At 65.0% G+C, this 16,577-nt stretch carries 15 protein-coding genes; 10 read left to right on the plus strand and 5 right to left on the minus strand.

The features are described from left to right. The first annotated feature begins 3 nt into the window (after positions 1-3). From murJ to tsaB, 7 genes are all read left to right on the plus strand, one after another. Positions 4-1,560: a murein biosynthesis integral membrane protein MurJ gene (murJ, locus tag GC148_RS14645; RefSeq protein ID WP_291071881.1), complete on the plus strand. Its 1,557-nt coding sequence runs from the start codon at positions 4-6 to the stop codon at positions 1,558-1,560. Between the two features lie 25 nt (positions 1,561-1,585). After that, on the plus strand, positions 1,586-2,620 hold the full coding sequence (gene trpS, locus GC148_RS14650; RefSeq protein WP_291071883.1) for a tryptophan--tRNA ligase: 1,035 nt from the start codon (positions 1,586-1,588) through the stop codon (positions 2,618-2,620). Between the two features lie 91 nt (positions 2,621-2,711). Further along, complete coding sequence (locus GC148_RS14655; RefSeq protein WP_291071885.1) at positions 2,712-3,176, plus strand: copper chaperone PCu(A)C; 465 nt, start codon at positions 2,712-2,714, stop codon at positions 3,174-3,176. Between the two features lie 134 nt (positions 3,177-3,310). Next, positions 3,311-4,384 carry a hypothetical protein gene (locus tag GC148_RS14660; protein ID WP_291071887.1) on the plus strand — a complete coding sequence of 358 codons (1,074 nt, stop codon included), beginning with the start codon at positions 3,311-3,313 and terminating at the stop codon, positions 4,382-4,384. Between the two features lie 48 nt (positions 4,385-4,432). Then, positions 4,433-5,005, plus strand: coding sequence for a NifU family protein (locus tag GC148_RS15985; protein ID WP_366063999.1), 573 nt, complete (start codon positions 4,433-4,435; stop codon positions 5,003-5,005). A gap of 55 nt (positions 5,006-5,060) precedes the next feature. Next, positions 5,061-5,660, plus strand: a complete 600-nt coding sequence (locus GC148_RS14675) for a malonic semialdehyde reductase (RefSeq protein WP_291071889.1) — start codon at positions 5,061-5,063, stop codon at positions 5,658-5,660. Positions 5,661-5,688: 28 nt separating this feature from the next. After that, positions 5,689-6,333 carry a tRNA (adenosine(37)-N6)-threonylcarbamoyltransferase complex dimerization subunit type 1 TsaB gene (gene tsaB / locus GC148_RS14680; RefSeq protein WP_291071891.1) on the plus strand — a complete coding sequence of 215 codons (645 nt, stop codon included), beginning with the start codon at positions 5,689-5,691 and terminating at the stop codon, positions 6,331-6,333. Between the two features lie 10 nt (positions 6,334-6,343). Here the strand turns inward: tsaB and GC148_RS14685 are convergent, their stop codons facing one another. The 3 genes from GC148_RS14685 to GC148_RS14695 form a co-directional block, all read right to left on the minus strand. Then, positions 6,344-8,347 carry a TonB-dependent receptor gene (locus GC148_RS14685; RefSeq protein WP_291071893.1) on the minus strand — a complete coding sequence of 668 codons (2,004 nt, stop codon included), beginning with the start codon at positions 8,345-8,347 and terminating at the stop codon, positions 6,344-6,346. 67 nt (positions 8,348-8,414) lie between these two features. Next, positions 8,415-8,750: a DUF2946 family protein gene (locus GC148_RS14690; protein ID WP_291071895.1), complete on the minus strand. Its 336-nt coding sequence runs from the start codon at positions 8,748-8,750 to the stop codon at positions 8,415-8,417. Between the two features lie 81 nt (positions 8,751-8,831). Continuing rightward, positions 8,832-10,133: an Hsp70 family protein gene (locus GC148_RS14695; RefSeq protein ID WP_291071897.1), complete on the minus strand. Its 1,302-nt coding sequence runs from the start codon at positions 10,131-10,133 to the stop codon at positions 8,832-8,834. 90 nt (positions 10,134-10,223) lie between these two features. On the opposite strand from GC148_RS14695, the gene GC148_RS14700 reads away from it, so the two are divergent. From GC148_RS14700 to GC148_RS14710, 3 genes are read left to right on the plus strand one after another with little or no spacing between them, the layout of a single operon-like run. Then, a complete protein-coding gene (locus tag GC148_RS14700) occupies positions 10,224-10,679 on the plus strand; it encodes a GNAT family N-acetyltransferase (RefSeq protein WP_291071899.1) in 456 nt (151 codons plus the stop codon). A 51-nt stretch (positions 10,680-10,730) separates the two neighbouring features. Beyond that, the gene (locus GC148_RS14705; RefSeq protein WP_291071901.1) at positions 10,731-11,621 is read left to right on the plus strand and encodes a dienelactone hydrolase family protein; all 891 of its coding nucleotides are present in this window, start codon (positions 10,731-10,733) and stop codon (positions 11,619-11,621) included. Between the two features lie 56 nt (positions 11,622-11,677). Continuing rightward, a complete protein-coding gene (locus GC148_RS14710; protein ID WP_291071903.1) occupies positions 11,678-12,091 on the plus strand; it encodes a Fur family transcriptional regulator in 414 nt (137 codons plus the stop codon). A gap of 9 nt (positions 12,092-12,100) precedes the next feature. On the opposite strand, the gene GC148_RS14715 is transcribed toward GC148_RS14710, so the two are convergent. Next, the gene (locus GC148_RS14715) at positions 12,101-13,243 is read right to left on the minus strand and encodes a PQQ-dependent sugar dehydrogenase (protein ID WP_291071904.1); all 1,143 of its coding nucleotides are present in this window, start codon (positions 13,241-13,243) and stop codon (positions 12,101-12,103) included. Between the two features lie 120 nt (positions 13,244-13,363). Continuing rightward, positions 13,364-16,246, minus strand: coding sequence for a TonB-dependent receptor (locus GC148_RS14720; protein ID WP_291071906.1), 2,883 nt, complete (start codon positions 16,244-16,246; stop codon positions 13,364-13,366). Between the last annotated feature and the right edge of the window lie 331 nt (positions 16,247-16,577).

Consider the following 16,577-nt stretch of genomic DNA (forward strand, 5'->3'; position numbering starts at 1 on the left):
GTCATGAGCCTGGTTCGCAACACCGCCGTGCAGGCGTCCCTTACCTTCGCAAGCCGTATCCTCGGCTTTGCGCGCGATATCATTCTGGCCGCCAAGATCGGGGCAGGGCCTGTCGGCGACGCATGGGCGACCGCCCAGCAATTCCCGAATCTGTTCCGCCGTATCTTTGCCGAAGGCGCCTTCGCCTCGGCCTTCGTGCCCACCTATGCCCGCACGCTGGAGGCCGAAGGGCCGGAGGCTGCCCGCGCGGTGGCCGACGACGCGATGCGCGTTCTCTTCGCCGCCACCGCCGCCCTCACCATCCTGGCCCAGGTCTTCATGCCCTGGGTCCTGCTGGTCATCCATGGCGGGCAGGCCGACGACACGGCGAATTACAATCTCGCGGTGATGCTGACGCGCATCACCATGCCCTACCTCACCTTCATGGCCATCGCGGCGCTCCTGTCGGGCGTGCTCAACTCGCTGGAACGCTTCGTCCTTTCGGCCGGCGCGCCGACGCTGCTCAATCTCTGCCTCATCCCGGCGGGCCTGCTCGGCACCTCGCCGCAGACTACCGCCACCTACGCCGCCATTGCCTTCTTCATCGCGGGCCTGCTGCAGGCCGGCGTGCTCTGGTGGGGCGTCTCGCATCAGGGTGTGAAGCTCGGCCTGATCGGCTGGCCGCGCCTCACCCCCGCCGTGAAGAAGGTGCTGATGCTCGCTGTGCCGGGTACGATCGCGGCCTCCGGCACACAGATCAACATCATCGTCAGCCAGTCCCTCGCGAGTTTCGAGGTCGGCGCCAAGAGCTGGCTCTACGCGGCCGACCGTCTCTACCAGTTGCCCCTCGGGCTGGTCGGCGTTGCGGTCGGCGTCGCCATCCTGCCGCGCCTCAGCCGCGCCGCGCGGGCAGGGGACACCGAAGCCGGTGCCCGCACCATGGATGAAGGCCTCGGCCTCGCCATGGCGCTGACCTTCCCCGCCGCTGCTGGCCTGATGATCGCGCCGGTCTTCCTGATCGATGCCTTCTTCGTGCGCGGGGCCTTCCTTGCGTCTGATGCCGCTGCCGCCGGCGGCGCACTGTTCCACTTCGCCTGGGGTGTGCCGGCCTTCGTGCTGATCAAAGTGCTCGCGCCGCCCTTCTTCGCCCGAGAAGATACCAAGACCCCGATGCGCTATGCGCTCGTCTCGGTCGCCATCAACACACTGCTCGGCGCGGGCCTGTTCTTCTGGCTGAACTCGGTCGGCCGCGAGGGATTTCCCGGCCTCGCCATTGCCACCAGCACGGCGGCCTGGTGCAATGCGCTGCTGCTTGGCTTCGCCCTCGCGCGGCGCGGCTGGTACCGGCCAGGCGCGCGCCTCGCCGGCGGCCTCATCCGGGCCGGCCTCGCGACGATGATCCTGTCCATCGGCATTGCGCTGATGCTCTGGCAGTTCCCCGCCATCCAGGCGGCCGTTTACGGCTCCAAGTCGCTCGCGGCCGGTCTGGTCGTCCTGGCCGCCGCCCTGATCTACGGCCTGGCCGCCCTGATCACCGGCGCCGTCCGGATCAGCGACATCCGGCAGGCTTTGCGGCGCTGATCAAACAGGCTAAACGCCCCGGATCATGACGAACACGACCCCCGCCTATACCGGCCCGCAACGCGTATTCTCCGGCATCCAGCCGACGGGAAACCTCCATCTCGGCAACTATCTCGGCGCCCTCAAGAAATTCGCAGACCTTCAGGCCGAAGGCCATGACTGCATCTTCTGTGTTGTGGACCTGCACGCCATCACCCTGCCGGTCGAGCGCGGCGCGCTGATCGACCAGACCCGCCAGATCGCCGCGGCCTTCCTGGCCGCCGGTGTCGATCCGGAAAAATCAGTGATCTTCGCGCAGTCCTCGGTCCTCGCGCATGTCGAACTTGCCTGGATCTTCAACTGCGTCGCCCGCATGGGCTGGGTCGAGCGGATGACCCAGTTCAAGGACAAGGCCGGCAAGGATTCCGAGCGCGCCTCTGTCGGCCTGTTCACCTATCCGGTCCTGCAGGCGGCCGACATCCTCGCCTACAAGGCCACGCACGTCCCCGTGGGCGAAGACCAGAAGCAGCATCTGGAACTCAGCCGCGACATCGCCGACCGGTTCAACCGTGAATACGGTGTGCCCGGCTTCTTCCCGCTGCCCGAACCCATGATCAAGGGCCCCGGCGCCCGCATCATGTCGCTGAAGGACGGCACCAAGAAGATGTCGAAATCCGACCCGTCGGACCTTTCGCGCATCACGCTGATGGACGATGCCGACGCGATCTCGAAGAAGATCAAGAAGGCCACGACGGATGCCGGCGTTATCCCCGCCACCGCCGAAGAGCTGAAAGGCCGCCCCGAGGTCGAGAACCTCGTCGGTATCTTCGCCGCGCTCTCGGACCGCACCGTCGACAGTGTGCTCGCGGAATTCGAGGGGAAGGGCTTCGGCGTGTTCAAGCTGGCGCTTGCGGAGGTCACGGTCGCCCACCTGTCACCGATTACCGCGCGCTTCCGGGAACACCTCGCCGATCCGGCGGGCATCGACCGTGTGCTGGCAGACGGCGCTGCACGCGCCAACGCCGTCTCGGCCCCGATCATGGACGAGGTCCGCCGCGTCGTCGGCTTCTGGCGTCCCTGAGGCGCGGCGCGCGGTCGCTGCGGCAGACTAAACGCTTGTCTTAAGCGGCAACGCTCCGCATCCTTCCGGTACCCCAACCGGAGGAACGACCATGCGCGTCCTGAACCGCCTCATTCTGCCCGCCATCCTGCTGCTCGGTGCCTGCGGTGGACCGGCTTCGGCGCCCGCCGCGGTTGAAAGCGCCGAGATCGAAGTGCGCGATGCCTTCATCGTCCAGCCGCCTGAAGGCCGCGCGGTCACCGGCGGCGGCCTGCATGTCAGCGTCACCGGCGCCCCCAAAGTACTCACCGGTGTCACCACGCCCGCGGCAGACAAGGTCGAGCTGCACACCATGTCGATGGAAAACGGCATGATGCAGATGCGCCAGGTCGAGTCCTTCCAGGTCTCGGAAGCCACCCCACTCGTGCTGCAGCGGGGCGGAAACCACCTCATGTTCTTCGGCGTTAAACCTCTCCAGCTGGGCGAGTCCGTGGACCTGATCCTGACGTTCACAGACGAATCAGGCACCGAAGAGCAGGTCATCACCCAGGCCGAAGTAATCCCGACCGCTGGTTAATGCACTTTATGTGGCCAATCACTGCACATATCTGAAATTTCATGCACCTTCGCCCTGTTATTGGCACAGTGTTCGCAGCATAGTTGTCTAATATGAAACCCTCCCAGCAACCCGCTCAGGACAGGCGCAAACCGATGCCCTCACGCGCAGCTGCCGCGAAGCTCCCGAAGGCCTATGACGAGGACCTTCGTGCCAAGCCGCGTCCGGCGCCGGAGCCCGAGCATTTCATTTCGCTGGAGCATGCTGAACCAAGCCCGATCATGCTGGGTTTCCAGAAGGCCTGGCGCCGGTTCGTCGGCCTGCTGAAGGTGTCTGCCTTGCTGGCCGTGATCGGCGCTTATCCGGCCGCCACGGTCCTCTCCAGCCATATCGATGACAGCGCCATCGTGATCCCTGGAGACCAGAGCTGGTCGGTCTCGGTCGTCGGCGTCGCCATCCACAAGATCGCCCGCGAGCTCGCCGGCGCCGGCTGGGCGGCCGACCGTCCGGCCTGGCATCCGCAGGCCCGTCTCACCGCGCTACCGGCTTGGCAGGAAGCCACCGCCTCCGGCCTGTCGGACCACACCGCCCTCCTCGCCGAGGTCGCTGCCAATGCCGATGGCCCGGACGATGACCTTTCCGCCGCCTCGCGCCTCCTGAAGGCCGTACCGGGCGAAGACATGCGCCCGCGCCTCACCGCCGCAGCCGAAGCCCTCAACCGCTTCGACACACGCGCCTCGCGCGGTCTCGCGGTTCGTCCTTCCCCGGAAGAAACGCTGCCGCGCGAGATGCAGCTCTTCGCCGCCTGGGCCGGGCAGGACCGCGCCGCACTGTCGGACCGGATCAATGCCGAGCAAAGCGCCTGGCCCGCCAGCACGGAAGACATCACCGCCTTCTACGCCGCCAAGGCCCGCGCTCATCTCGCTCACCAGTTGATCGTCGCCGGCAAGGCCCGCGCCTATGGCCTCACCGGTGACACCGAACTCTCCGTCGCGCTGAACCGTGCCGAAACTGCCTGGAAACGCGCCGCCGACATGAAGCCCGTCTTCGTCTCGAACCAGATCGGGTCCGGCGCCCTGTTGCCCAACCACCTCGCCACGATGGCCTATTACCTGACCGAAGCGGAGAACGCCTCGCGCTATCTCGCCGACCGTCTGGCCCCGCCGGCGCCGGTGATCGACGAGGTGGCCTCGGTCACGGCTGAGGACGAGGCGACCGGCGTCCCTTGAACTGGGGCTCGTTGCAGGCCATGTCTCCTGCAGAAAGCGAGGCCTGTCATGTTCATCCAGACGGAAGCGACCCCGAACCCCGATACGGTCAAATTCCTGCCCGGGCCGCCTGTCGCGGGCCATCTGGGCCCGTTTGACTATCCCGACGCCGCCAGCGCCCGCGCCAGCCTCCTGGCCCGCGCCCTGTTCCAGGTCGACGGTGTGGACCGTGTCTTCCTCGGCTCGGATTTCGTCTCGATCAGCAAGACCGCCTCCAGCGACTGGAAACATGTGAAGCCGATGGTGCTGGCCGCCATCATGGACCATTACATGGCTGGCCTGCCGGTGGTTGACGAGTCCGGGGTCGGCGCCAGCGATGATGAAATCGTCTATGAGGGCGAGACCGCCGAGATCGTGAACGAGATCAAGGAACTGATCGAAACCCGCGTGCGTCCGGCCGTGGCGCAGGATGGCGGCGACATCACCTTCCGCAGCTTCGATGCCGAAACCGGTGTCGTCCACCTCAACATGCGCGGCGCCTGCGCCGGCTGCCCGTCGTCCACGATGACGCTGAAATCCGGGATCGAGAACATGCTGCGCACCTATGTGCCCGAAGTCACCGCCGTCGAGGCCGTGCTCTAGACCCCCCTGTTCCTGCTCTTTCCCTCATTTCCAGACCTGATCAAAGGACCCCGCCATGGCCCACCCCGTCAACGATCATGCCCTTGATGTGATCTTCCGCGATGCCCGCAGCCAGAACGGCTTTCTCGAGAAGGACGTGCCCGAGATCCTCGTCCGCGCGGTCTACGACCTCGCCAAGATGGGCCCGACCAGCGCCAACTGCTCGCCCGCCCGGTTCGTCTTCGTGCACACGCCCGCCGGCAAGGAACGCCTCCTGCCGCTGATGAGCGAAGGCAACCGCGCCAAGACCGCCGCCGCGCCGTGGACTGTCATCGTCGCTTTTGACCTCGCCTTCCAGGAAAAGATCCCGCAACTTTTCCCGCACGCGCCCGGCGCGAAGGACTGGTTCAACAACAACCGGGATGAAACTGCCTTCCGCAATGGCTCGCTGCAGGGCGCTTATCTGATGCTCGCGGCCCGCGCCATCGGCCTCGATTGTGGCCCCATGAGCGGCTTCGATGCGGCCGGCGTCAACCGCGAGTTCTTCGAAAGCGAAGATGGCGAGATGACGCATTGGCGCGCCAACTTTCTCTGCAATATCGGCTATGGCGACAAGTCCAAGCTGTTCGACCGCAGCCCGCGCCTCGACTTTGACCAGGCCTGCCGCATCTTCTAACGCAGCGGCACCCCGAAAAGAAACGCGAATGCTCGTCCTTGGCCTGAACACCGCTTTCAGCACGATGGAAGCCGCCCTCGTTCGGGACGGCGAGATCCTGACGGACCTGCGCGAGGCGATGCCGCGCGGCCAGGAACGCCGCCTGCCTGGGCTCGTTGCCGAAATTCTGTCCACAGAGCATCTGACGCTCGCCGATCTGGACCGGATCGCGGTTGTCACCGGCCCGGGCAGTTTTACCGGCCTGCGCATTGGCGTCGCCTATGCCCGCGGCCTCGCCCTCGTGACCCGCGCCGAAGCGATCGGCGTCACCAGTCTTGAAGCGGCCATTCCGCCCGGCTTCGAAGGGCCCGCCCTCGGCTGCCTCCAGGCGCAGCGCCGCCCGCCGGACCAGACCTGGTGGGTGCAAGGCATCGCGGAAGGGGAGGGCATCGCCGAGGTGATGGAGGTTTCCCTCGCGGACCTGACGCACATGCTCACGGGCTTTCACGCGCCCGTCTTCATGGACGGCGCCGAAGCTCTCGGCCCGCTCGCAAAGTCGCTCGACCTGCGCCCGCTGCTGCCCAGCGCCATCACCGCCGCCCTAAAGGCTTCCGCCTTCAGACCCGCCAAACACCCCCCAACCCCCGTCTACGCCCGCGCCCCCGACGCCACACTTCCGGCGCCGAGGGGTTAATCTTACAGGCTCAGAATTTCAGCCGCACACCGCCATTCACGATGAAGCCGTCATTGCGCGACCAGATATCTGTCGTCCACTGACCATCCGGCGCCCGCTGCGGCAGCAAGAGTGGCTCCTCCTTCGTCTGGCGCACATCGAGGATGTTCTCCGCGTTGATGAACCAGCTTGCAGGCCCCCGCGTGATTTCTGCGAGGAAGCCGACATCGAGATAGGGATTGCTGACCGTCCGGTAAGGGCTGTCCTCCACGCGCTGTTCGCCTGTGTAGTACATCTCTAACCCCGCCCGGAATTCGCCGTGCCGTTCCCACATCGCCACCAGCCCCGCGGTATGCCGCGGTGTCAGGGCGATGTCCTGGCGTCCGCCGCCCGGGACTGGCTCGCTCGAATCGAGGAAGAGGTAGCTTCCTGTCAGCTTGAAGTCGCCCCACAGGTAGCGCAGCAACAGCTCGCTGCCCCGCAGCTCGGTCGTGCCGGTTATGTTGACCATCCGTACCCGGTCGAGTGCGCCGCCCGGGGTGCCGGCAAATGGCTCGAGCACCGTGACGTCGTCTAGGTCCGCCGCGAACAGGGTGGCATTCGCCTCGAAGCTGCCGCGCTTGTAGGCGGCATCCAGCGAATAGGTCCGCGCCGTCTCCTCGGAAATTCCCGAGAGCGGTTCGAGCCGCGACAGGCCGGCCGCCTCGATTTCCTCGACAAACGGTGTCGGCGCAAAGAAGCCCTTGGCAACCGAGCCCCGGAACGCCCAGTCCCCTGGCCGGTAGAGCGCCGACACGCGCGGGCTGAACTGCGCGCCATACGTACTGTGATCGTCGAGCCGGCCGCTGACCGAGATCGACAGGTCTTCATTCAGATCATGGTCGACCTGCCCGAACAATCCGGGCACGTCATAGTCATAGTCGAAGGCCGGAAAGGCCGCCGAGGCGTAGCGCTCGGACTGGAGCGCCACGCCCGCCACCCAGTTGGTGCGCCCCGCATCACCGGATACGGAAGCCTCGATCAGGTAGCTTTCGTGCCGGTCGTCCTCGCGGTCCGCGCCGAACACATGCTCATGGTTCTGCACCGTGCCCGACGCCCGCACCTGTGCGGCAAGCGAGTCCGACAATGGCAGGTCGGCAATCATACCGCCGTCTAGCCGTGTCGTATCCTGGTCCTGCGGAAAGGTGTTTCCATCCGCCACCGTGCGTCCGGTGCGCGTGCCGCCCCGGCGCTGCTCGGTCATGAAGCCGGCCGTGGCATACACTTCCGCGCCATTGTCGCCTTGCCAGAACAGGCGCGGCCGGGCCGTCCAGCGCTCATATCCGGGAAGGTCGATCCAGCCGTCCTGGTCGAAATCCTCAAGGCCCTGCCGGTGCTCGCCCGCAGTCAGCGACGCGCCCAGCGACCCGGTGAGCGGCGCGGCGGCATAGGCGGTCAGGTCCTGTCCGTCGCGAGACGTGATGTTCATCAGCACCTCGCCCTCCGCCTCATCGCCCGGCCGGCGGGAAACGAGGTTGATCACGCCGCCCAGTGCGGAAGCGCCATAGAGGGAGGTGGCCGAGCCCTTGATCACCTCGACCTGCCGAAGGTCCGTAGGCGGAATTTGCAACAGGCCCAGCGATGAGGCCTGCCCGCCATAGAGCGCCAACCCGTCGGACAGGAGCTGCGTGTAGCGGCCATTCAGGCCTTGCACGCGGATATTCGCCGCCCCAAGCGCAGGGGAGGTGACCTGCAAGCGGATGCCGCCCGTTTCGCTGACAATCGTTGCGATGTTGCCGGGCCGCATGATCGCCTTTTCCTCGATCTCTTCGCGGTTGATCACTTCGACCCGCATGGGCTCGTCCTGCAGCAGGCGGCCGGAACGCGTCGCCTGCACGACGACCGCTTCGAGTATGCGCGACGCCTCGTCGTGGCCGTCATGGCCGTCGCCCGCTTCATGCGTGTCGCCGGCCGGTTCGGTCTGGGAGAAAGCCGCGGCCGGCAGGAGACCGGACAGGGCAAGGGACAGCGCCGCAAGGCGCAGATAGTCTGACATTTGGAAAATCCTCTGGATGACTCTGGTTGAGGCAGCGTCAGCCTGTGACGCGCCGGTTCACGCAGAGTCAGGCCCGGGGAGGACGGAACAGTTCGCCCGGAAGCGGCGCAGGAACGCCCGCGACCCGCAGAGGATGGACGTCCGCGCGCCGCGCTGCCGGCAGGGACGGCCAAGGGCTGGCGGGCTCGATCAGGTGGACATGGCAAGAACCGCAGCCATGGGCGTGGTGGTCATGTCCGGTATGGTCGTCCGCGCCGCCCGGTCCTGACCCGGCGTCGCAGGCCACTTCCGCGACCGGTTCGCCCGCCGGCTCGGCCGACGCCACCGGCGCCAGCATGAAGGCCAGCATCGCGAGCGCGGCGACCAGCTTGCGCAGGAAGAAGACGGACGGATTCGAATACATGCGACGTCCCTCCTACAAGCAGACCTTCAGGCCCGCAAACCCCTCAGCGGATGCGGCATGCAAGCCATGTGCCTCTTTGGGTCACTTGGCCTTCGCCAGCCACGGCTCCAGGTCGTCCTCCTGCGCGATCAGCGCGAGGCCGTTGGCGATCGAGACGAACTGGTCGCCGGTCTCCACTTTCTCCCCGCCGAAGCGCGCCTCGAAGCTTTCGCGCAGCGCCGGCACATACGACGTGCCGCCGGTCAGGAACACCCGGTCGATTTTCGCCTCGGTCAGGTTCGCCCGTTTGAGCGCCTCGCTCACCTGCGCTTGGATCGCGCGCACATCGTCGCCGATCCAGCTGTCGAACTCCGCCCGCGCAATCGTGCGGCTCAGCTTCAGCTTACCGACATCAAGATCAAACAGGCCCTGGCGTTCCTGCGACAGCTGCATCTTCAGCTGCGCCACGGCGCGGTAGAGCAGGTAGCTCGCGTCCGCATCGAGGAAGGTGATGAAGGCCTGAATCAGCTCCGGCTCATTCGCCACCTGCAGCAGCTTCACGAGCTCCGCATAATCCTTCGTGTGCCGCATGATCGACAACTGGTTCCACTGTGCAAACCGGCTGTAATAGGCGAGCGGGATCGGCAGCGTCTTGTCGCCGCTCTTGAAGGTGCTGTCCTTGCCGAACAGGGGCGCGACGACATGCTCGATGATCTTCTGGTCGAACGCATCGCCCGCAATCCCGATCCCCGCATGCGACAAGGGCTCAGCGCTCAGCCGCCCGGCGCCCGGATCGAAGCGTATGATCGAGAAGTCGCTCGTGCCGCCGCCAAAGTCGGCCACCAGTATCGTCGCCGGCTCGGTCAGGCGCTGCGCATAGAAGAAGGCCGCCGCCACCGGCTCGTAGACGTGGTGGATCGTCTCGAAGCCGAGCCGTTTCAGCGCCGTCTCATAGCGTTGCTGCGCCAGGGCCCCGTCGGGCTGCGCGCCCGCAAACTGCACCGGCCGGCCAACCACAACGCGGCGCGGCCACGGCGTTTCCGACCGTTCGGCCAGCCGCCGCAGATAGGCCGACAGCAGGTCTTCGAACCGCCAGTTCCTGTTGTGGATCACGGTGGACGCAAACAGCGGGCTTGCCGCGAAGGTCTTGAACGACTGGATGAACCGGCAATCCCCGCCCAGCTCCAGGAACTGGTCGATCGCCCAGGGTCCGATCTCCATCCGCGCGGGCGATCCGCGTTCTTCCTCGTCGCGCCAGAAGCACAACACGGAGCGGCAGGCCGCGAAGGTCTCGCCGTCATGGCTGAACATCATGGCTTCGGTCGCGCCATTGCGGCCGGCAACCGCAGCCACGCTGTTGGTTGTGCCGAAATCGAGGCCGAGGGTGGAGATCGGTTGGGTCATGATGCGCACTTGTGCCAAGGCAAAGGGCAGGCGAACTAACAGAGGCAGGGGGCCGCAAGCAACCCTGCGATTGGACCATCTGGACCCGGAATGACCCTGCACCTGTGTGCCCTGACCCCTGACGACGCGGCCGCCGCTGCCGCCTTGCACGCGCTGGCCTTCGCGGATGCCTGGAGCGAGGCGGCTTTCGCCGCCCAGTTCAACGCCGCGGGCGCGGTCACCCTCGGCGTCTTCGAAGAGGGCGGCCTCGTCGCCTTTGCGCTGTTCCAGAACACCGGCCTCGAGGCCGATCTCCTGACCGTCGCCACCCATCCGGACCGGCGCAGCCAAGGCCTTGCACGCCGGCTGATTACCCGCCTGATGGACGATCTCGCGCGGGAGGCCGTCACGCGTGTCACGCTCGATGTCGCCGAAGACAACGCGCCTGCGCTCCACCTCTACGCTTCGCTCGGTTTCACTGAGGATGGCCGCCGCCCGTGCTACTACACAGCCGGCCGGCCTGTGCCCGTCGCCGCAATCCTGATGTCGAAAACGCTGGCCGCCTAGCCGCAGCCGGGCAGGGGTCTATATTCGGGGTCCAAGCAGAGGAGACCCGCCATGGCCGACGACCTGAAGTCCATCGACGTTCCGAAAGAGGTGTTCGGCCTCTACGACGCCTATTGCCACGGTGACCTCTCGCGCCGCGCCTTTTTCGACGGGCTCGCCAGATACGCTGTCGGCGGGCTAACCGTGTCGATGCTCGCGGCCTGCGTCCTGCCGGATTACGGCCGCGTGCAGACAACTGAAGGCGCCGAAGCCGATCTCGTCGAGGAGACGGTCACCTACGCTTCGCCCAACGGCGCGGGCGAAATGTCGGGCTATCTGGTCCGGCCTGCCGGCGCGAAGGGCAAGCTTGCGGGCATCGTGGTCGTGCACGAGAACCGGGGCCTCAACCCGCACATCCGCGACGTCGCCCGGCGCGCTGCCAAAGCCGGCTATGCCGCCTTCGCGCCGGACGCGCTCTATCCCCTCGGCGGCTATCCCGGCAATGACGATGATGGCCGCGCCCTGCAGGCCCAGCGCGCCGCGCCCGAGATGATCGAGGACTTCATGGCCGCCGCCGAATTCCTCCGCAACCACGAGGCCACCAATGGCCGGATCGCCTGCACCGGCTTCTGCTTCGGCGGTGCTGTGACCAATATCATGGCGGTGCGCCAGCCCTGGCTTAAGGCGTCCGTGCCCTATTATGGCGGCTGGCCGCCGGTCGAGGACGCCGTGAAGGTCGAAGTACCCCTGCAGATCCATCTCGCGGGCGACGACGAGCGCGTGAACGCTGGCTGGCCCACTTATGAGGCCGCGCTGAAGGCGGCCGGCAAGCCCTACGAGGTCTTTATCTATGAAGGCTGCCAGCACGGGTTCCACAATGACACGACGCCGCGCTTCAATCCGGAGGCCGCCGCCCTCGCCTGGAGCCGCACGCTGGACTTCTTCGCCCGCCACCTTGCCTGAGGCGCAATTTCAACCTGATCTGGACTTGCCGGCCAAGCCCGGGCAAAAGGGCGTTCATGGACCGTTTGGAAAAACTCTGCGTCGAAAAAGGTCTCCGCATGACGGAGCCCCGCCGCATCATCGCGCGGGTGCTTTCCGTGGCCGACGATCACCCGGACGCGGAGGAGCTGCACCGCCGCGCCAATTCGCTCGATGCCTCGATTTCGCTGGCCACCGTCTACCGGACCGTGAAGCTGTTCGAGGATGCGGGCATCATCCAAGCGCACGATTTCCGCGACGGGCGCGCCCGATATGAGGAAGTGCCCGAGGAGCACCACGATCACCTGATCAACGTGAAGACGGGCGCGGTAGTGGAATTCCATTCCGACGAGATCGAGCAGCTGCAGGAAGAGATCGCCCGCAAGCTCGGCTTCAGGCTGGTTGACCACCGGCTCGAACTTTACGGCGTGCCCCTCAAGGACAACGAATAGGGCAGGGCCCTATTCTTCCGGCACAACCTTGAAGATGCCGTCGAAATCCTTCGAGGCGACATACAGGAAGCCGTCCGGTCCTTGCACGACATCGCGGATCGCGAGGCTTTCGTCGCGTAGCAGGTCTTCCTTGCCGATCACCTTGCCGCCTTCCAGATCGATCCGCACCAGGACGAGTCCGGCCGGGCCGTTCATGCCGCCGACGAACAGGTCGCCGCGCCAGCCGGGATAGACATCGCTGTTCAACATCGTCAGGCCAGAAGGCGCAATCGACGGCACCCAATAGGTTTCCGGCTGAGCCATGCCTTCGGCTTCGGTCTTGTCGGAAATGATCGTGCCATCATAGTTGACGCCGTATGTGATCGCCGGCCAGCCATAATTGGTGCCCTTGGTGATGATGTTCAGCTCATCGCCGCCTTTCGGGCCGTGCTCGGTTTCCCACAGCGTGCCCGACACCTTGTCGTAGTAGAGGCCCTGTTCGTTGCGGTGGCCGTAAGACCAGACGGCCGGATCGCCGGACACACCATCCGCAAACGGATTGTCCGCCGGGATCGACCCGTCCGGATTGATCCGCACGATCTTGCCGAGCAGTTCCTTCGGATCCTGCGCCAGTTCCTTGTACTTGAAGCCTTCGCCCAGCGTCACGAACAGCGTCCCGTCATTCGCGAAGGCGAGGCGCGACCCATAATGATAGGCCGTGTCGCGCGTCTTGCTGCGGAAGATCTCTTCCACATTCTCCAGAGCCGAATTGTCGTCGCTGAGGCGGCCGCGCACGACCGCCGTGGCGTTGGCTTCCACCGTGCCGGATGACAGCGACACATAGACCAGCCGGTTGTCATCAAAGTTCGGGTCGAGTGCGATGCCCAGATACCCAGCCTGGCCTTCCGTAAGCGCCGGTGGCAGGCCGGAGACGGTCTTCGGATCGACGCCCGTGCCCGGCACCGCGTATTTCAGGCCGCCTTCCTTCTCGGTGAACAGCAGCGCGCCGTCCGATAGGAAAGCCATGCCCCAGGGCTGCTCGGCCGCAAAGAGCGGCTCCAGCTTCACCTTGGTCTCGCTCACGGTGGTCGGCGTAGCCGCGCCGCCCGTAGGCGTGCAGGCCGCCATCGTAGCAGCAAGGGCAAGGGCAGACAGGCGAATTGGGTTCGTCATGGCAGGCTCCGGATGCGGTCAGGATTCAGCACCAGACATAGAGCGTCCTGCCCGCCGCGCCAACGAAAAAGGGGCGGCCTCTCAAGGCCGCCCCCTCTCATTCGGTTTTGAAACCGGGTCTTACCAGCTCTTGGTGACCGACACGCCGTAGGTGCGCGGCTCGGTCAGGAAGATGTTGGTGAACAGGCCCGAGGAGTCATCGGTCATGTAAGCGCCCGTGATGACTTCCTTGTCGGCAATGTTCTTGCCGAAGGCTTCGATCCGGATGCCCGTGTCGTCGTTGAACAGCGAGACCGTGACGTTCACGTTGTCCCACGAGTCCAGCTCGTCGCGCACCGAGTTGTAGACGCGGCTGAAGCTGTCCGACTGGCGGTAGTAGTCGACGCGGCCTGTGAGGCCCCAGGCGCCGAACGAGCCCGGTTCCCAAGTGTATTCCGCGCCGATGTTCAGCGTGGTTTCCGGTGCACCCGGGATGGAGTTGCCATCCAGGTTCTTCGCATCGCCGTCGATCGGCTCGAGGGCCGTTGCGGTCCGCGTCACACCCTGCGAGTCCGTGTAGGTCACGGTCACGCCGGTCAGGCCGAACGCAGCTTCTGCGGCGGCCCGGCTTCCTGCGAAGGGCGTCGACGCCCCATACAAAGCGCCGTTGCAGAGGCCCCGGGTTGCGCCGGTCAGTGCCGGGTTGAGTGCGATGGCCCCCAGGATGGTGGCATAGCCCTGGGCCGAAATCACGCAGTTGGCGAAGGACGATGCGTTCTTCAGCGTGATCAGGTCCGCGCGGCCGTTCGTGCGGTCAAGCACGTCGATGCCGTAAGTGTCCTGGATCTTAGTGTCGAGCAGGCCGAGGTTGGCGTTGACAACGAAGGTCGACACCGGGTTCCAGATCGTCTCGATCTCGAGGCCTTGCAGCTTGGCATCGATGTTGAAGTTGGCAGAGGTGCGGTTCACGATCTGCGTGATCTGGTAGCCGGTATAGTCGTAGTAGAAGCCCGTGGCGTTGAGCTGCAGGGCGCCGTTGGCCAACGTGTTCTTCGTGCCGATCTCATAGGAGTTGATGAACTCCGGCTCGAAGGTCTGCGGGAAGAGGTTCGCTCCAACCGGTTGGGGCGGGTTGATGCCGCCGCCTTTGTACCCGCGTGAGTAGAAGGCGTAGAGCAGCGTGTCGTCGGAGAAGTTGAGATCCGGGGCCCAGTCGAAACCGAAGCGGCCCGTGACTTCTTCGAACTCGGCCTCAAGAAGGCCGGTGGAGCCGAGCGTGGCGCCCGGTGCGAACAGGATCGACGGAACGATGTCCTGCTCTTTCTTGTCGCTCGTATAACGCAGGCCGAGGGTCGCTTTCAGCGAGTCGGACACGTCATAGTAGCCTTCACCGAACACGGCGAAGGATTCGAGCCGGTAAGGCGAGAGCGAACGGAAGTAGTTGCCGCCATCGCCGACCAGCGCGCCGCCGAATGCCGATTCACCGCCCGTGCCATCATCGATGGCCACCGGGCCGCCGAAGAATGCACCGCCGGCCGCGTTGTTGATCTGGGCCAGGGCCGTCAGCGAGTTCGAGAACACATAATAGCCGTCGCCTGTGCGCGCCGGATCAATGGCTTCAAAGTCGACCATGATGGCGCCGAGGTTGAAGTTGAAGGCGCCGTCATAGCTGGACTGCAGGCGGAGCTCATGGCTCTTCTGCTCGGATTCGCCGCCCGACTGGTCAAACGTCCGGAAGATGTTCGAGCTGCCGAGTTGCGGATCCGAAACATTGCCGCCCGGGAACAGGAGCCCGTAAAGGGGCGGGGCCGCAGCGAACGGACCGGCTGTCGTGTTGAAGGTCGTGGTCGGAGCGATCTTGTTGTAGTCTTCCCGCGACAGGACCGAGTTCTTGCTGTAGCTGCCCAGATAGGTCAGCAGCAGCGAATCAGTGAGGTCGAACTCGAGTTTGCCAGTGAACAGTGTCTGTTCGGCCTCATAGCTCGGATCGAAAGCCGACTCGATCTGGCGAAGGTTGGGGTTCATCGGCGCCGTATAGGCGTCGCCGTTCAGAAGGCCGGCGATGATTGCGAGACCGCCGCCAAGGGTGCCTTGCGAATTGACCCGGTCATAGGAGTCGGAGAGCGCTGCTTCCTGACAGCCCAGCGAAGTGACCAGTTGGTCGAGCGGGGTGACTGCAATGCCGGCATAGCTCGAGAAGCCCGGATCCTTCTTGCAGAGCTGTTTGCCCGAACGGATACGGCTGTCGTCTTCTTTGAAGTAGTCATAGATCGCGAGAGCGCGGAACCTGTCGGTCGGCTCATAGGCGACCGACGCGCGGATGCCATAGAGTTTACGGCTGTCGATGTCGTTGCCGGTGACAGTGTTCTCAGCGAAGCCGTCGCGCTCAAGGTAGCTGCCGGCCACACGCACGGCGAGCTTGTCACCCAGCGGCACGTTCAGCATGCCTTTGTATTTCATCGTGCCAAAGTTGCCGAGCGTGGCCGATACGTTGCCCTGCCATTCTTCCATGACGGGCTTCGCCGTGATGGCGTTGAACACGCCGCCGGTCGCGTTGCGGCCGTACAGTGTGCCTTGCGGGCCACGCAGAACCTCGATGCGCTCCATGTCGAAGAATTCGGCTTCGAACAGGGCGTTGGAGGTCAGCGGCACGTCGTTCTGGTGAACGCCGACGCCCGCATCGCCGGACTGGGCCACCGCGTCGTTACCGATGCCGCGGACCTTGAAGTTGTAGCCGGCAAAGTTGCCTTTGGTGAAAGAGACGTTCGGGATCGATTTCACAAGGTCAGGGCCACCGGCCAACTGCATCTTGTTCAGTGCTTCCTCGTCGAAGGCCGAAACGGCGATCGGAACGTCCTGGATGGATTGCTCGACCTTCTGGGTCGTCACGGTGACCGTGCCGAGGCGGCGCGCATCATCGGGTGCGTCCTCTTCCTGGGCGAATGCGGCTTGTCCGAAAAAGCTCATGGCAAGCACGGAGGCACCTGCCAACAAGACGTATTTCGAGTCTGTGAATCGAGTCATTCGAATTTTCCTCCCCTCGGGCCGCAACATGCAAGGCACCGATTCTGTTGCTGATTTTCGAGCAATCCTCATTGGCGGGACCACTTCCATGACATCACAACGGCAGGTTTGGGGCCGTGTCAATCGGTCTCGCTAGGGGAAGGGGAAAACACTTTGCGGGGGTGTCAAAAATGTTACGGAAAGCTCACCTGAGCCGCGGGCGACTACGTACTATCCCCCATTCAGGCGCTGTTTCCCGCCCGAATCCGCCCTATATCCTGCTGAGCGAAGTCGAAACTTGGGCGTGCGCGCCAACCGCTCGATCCTTCGACTTCGCTCGGGATGAGCTCCT

The organism is Hyphomonas sp. (genome assembly GCF_016125515.1).
Classification (GTDB): Bacteria; Pseudomonadota; Alphaproteobacteria; order Caulobacterales; family Hyphomonadaceae; genus Hyphomonas.

Excerpts from the sequence above, each read along its gene's own strand:
- murJ (WP_291071881.1), top strand. The coding sequence starts at position 4 with ATGAGCCTGGTTCGCAACACCGCCGTGCAGGCGTCCCTTACCTTCGCA.
- trpS (WP_291071883.1), top strand. The coding sequence starts at position 1,586 with ATGACGAACACGACCCCCGCCTATACCGGCCCGCAACGCGTATTCTCC.
- GC148_RS14655 (WP_291071885.1), top strand. The coding sequence starts at position 2,712 with ATGCGCGTCCTGAACCGCCTCATTCTGCCCGCCATCCTGCTGCTCGGT.
- GC148_RS14660 (WP_291071887.1), top strand. The coding sequence starts at position 3,311 with ATGCCCTCACGCGCAGCTGCCGCGAAGCTCCCGAAGGCCTATGACGAG.
- GC148_RS15985 (WP_366063999.1), top strand. The coding sequence starts at position 4,433 with ATGTTCATCCAGACGGAAGCGACCCCGAACCCCGATACGGTCAAATTC.
- GC148_RS14675 (WP_291071889.1), top strand. The coding sequence starts at position 5,061 with ATGGCCCACCCCGTCAACGATCATGCCCTTGATGTGATCTTCCGCGAT.
- tsaB (WP_291071891.1), top strand. The coding sequence starts at position 5,689 with ATGCTCGTCCTTGGCCTGAACACCGCTTTCAGCACGATGGAAGCCGCC.
- GC148_RS14685 (WP_291071893.1), bottom strand. The coding sequence starts at position 8,347 with ATGTCAGACTATCTGCGCCTTGCGGCGCTGTCCCTTGCCCTGTCCGGT.
- GC148_RS14690 (WP_291071895.1), bottom strand. The coding sequence starts at position 8,750 with ATGTATTCGAATCCGTCCGTCTTCTTCCTGCGCAAGCTGGTCGCCGCG.
- GC148_RS14695 (WP_291071897.1), bottom strand. The coding sequence starts at position 10,133 with ATGACCCAACCGATCTCCACCCTCGGCCTCGATTTCGGCACAACCAAC.
- GC148_RS14700 (WP_291071899.1), top strand. The coding sequence starts at position 10,224 with ATGACCCTGCACCTGTGTGCCCTGACCCCTGACGACGCGGCCGCCGCT.
- GC148_RS14705 (WP_291071901.1), top strand. The coding sequence starts at position 10,731 with ATGGCCGACGACCTGAAGTCCATCGACGTTCCGAAAGAGGTGTTCGGC.
- GC148_RS14710 (WP_291071903.1), top strand. The coding sequence starts at position 11,678 with ATGGACCGTTTGGAAAAACTCTGCGTCGAAAAAGGTCTCCGCATGACG.
- GC148_RS14715 (WP_291071904.1), bottom strand. The coding sequence starts at position 13,243 with ATGACGAACCCAATTCGCCTGTCTGCCCTTGCCCTTGCTGCTACGATG.
- GC148_RS14720 (WP_291071906.1), bottom strand. The coding sequence starts at position 16,246 with ATGACTCGATTCACAGACTCGAAATACGTCTTGTTGGCAGGTGCCTCC.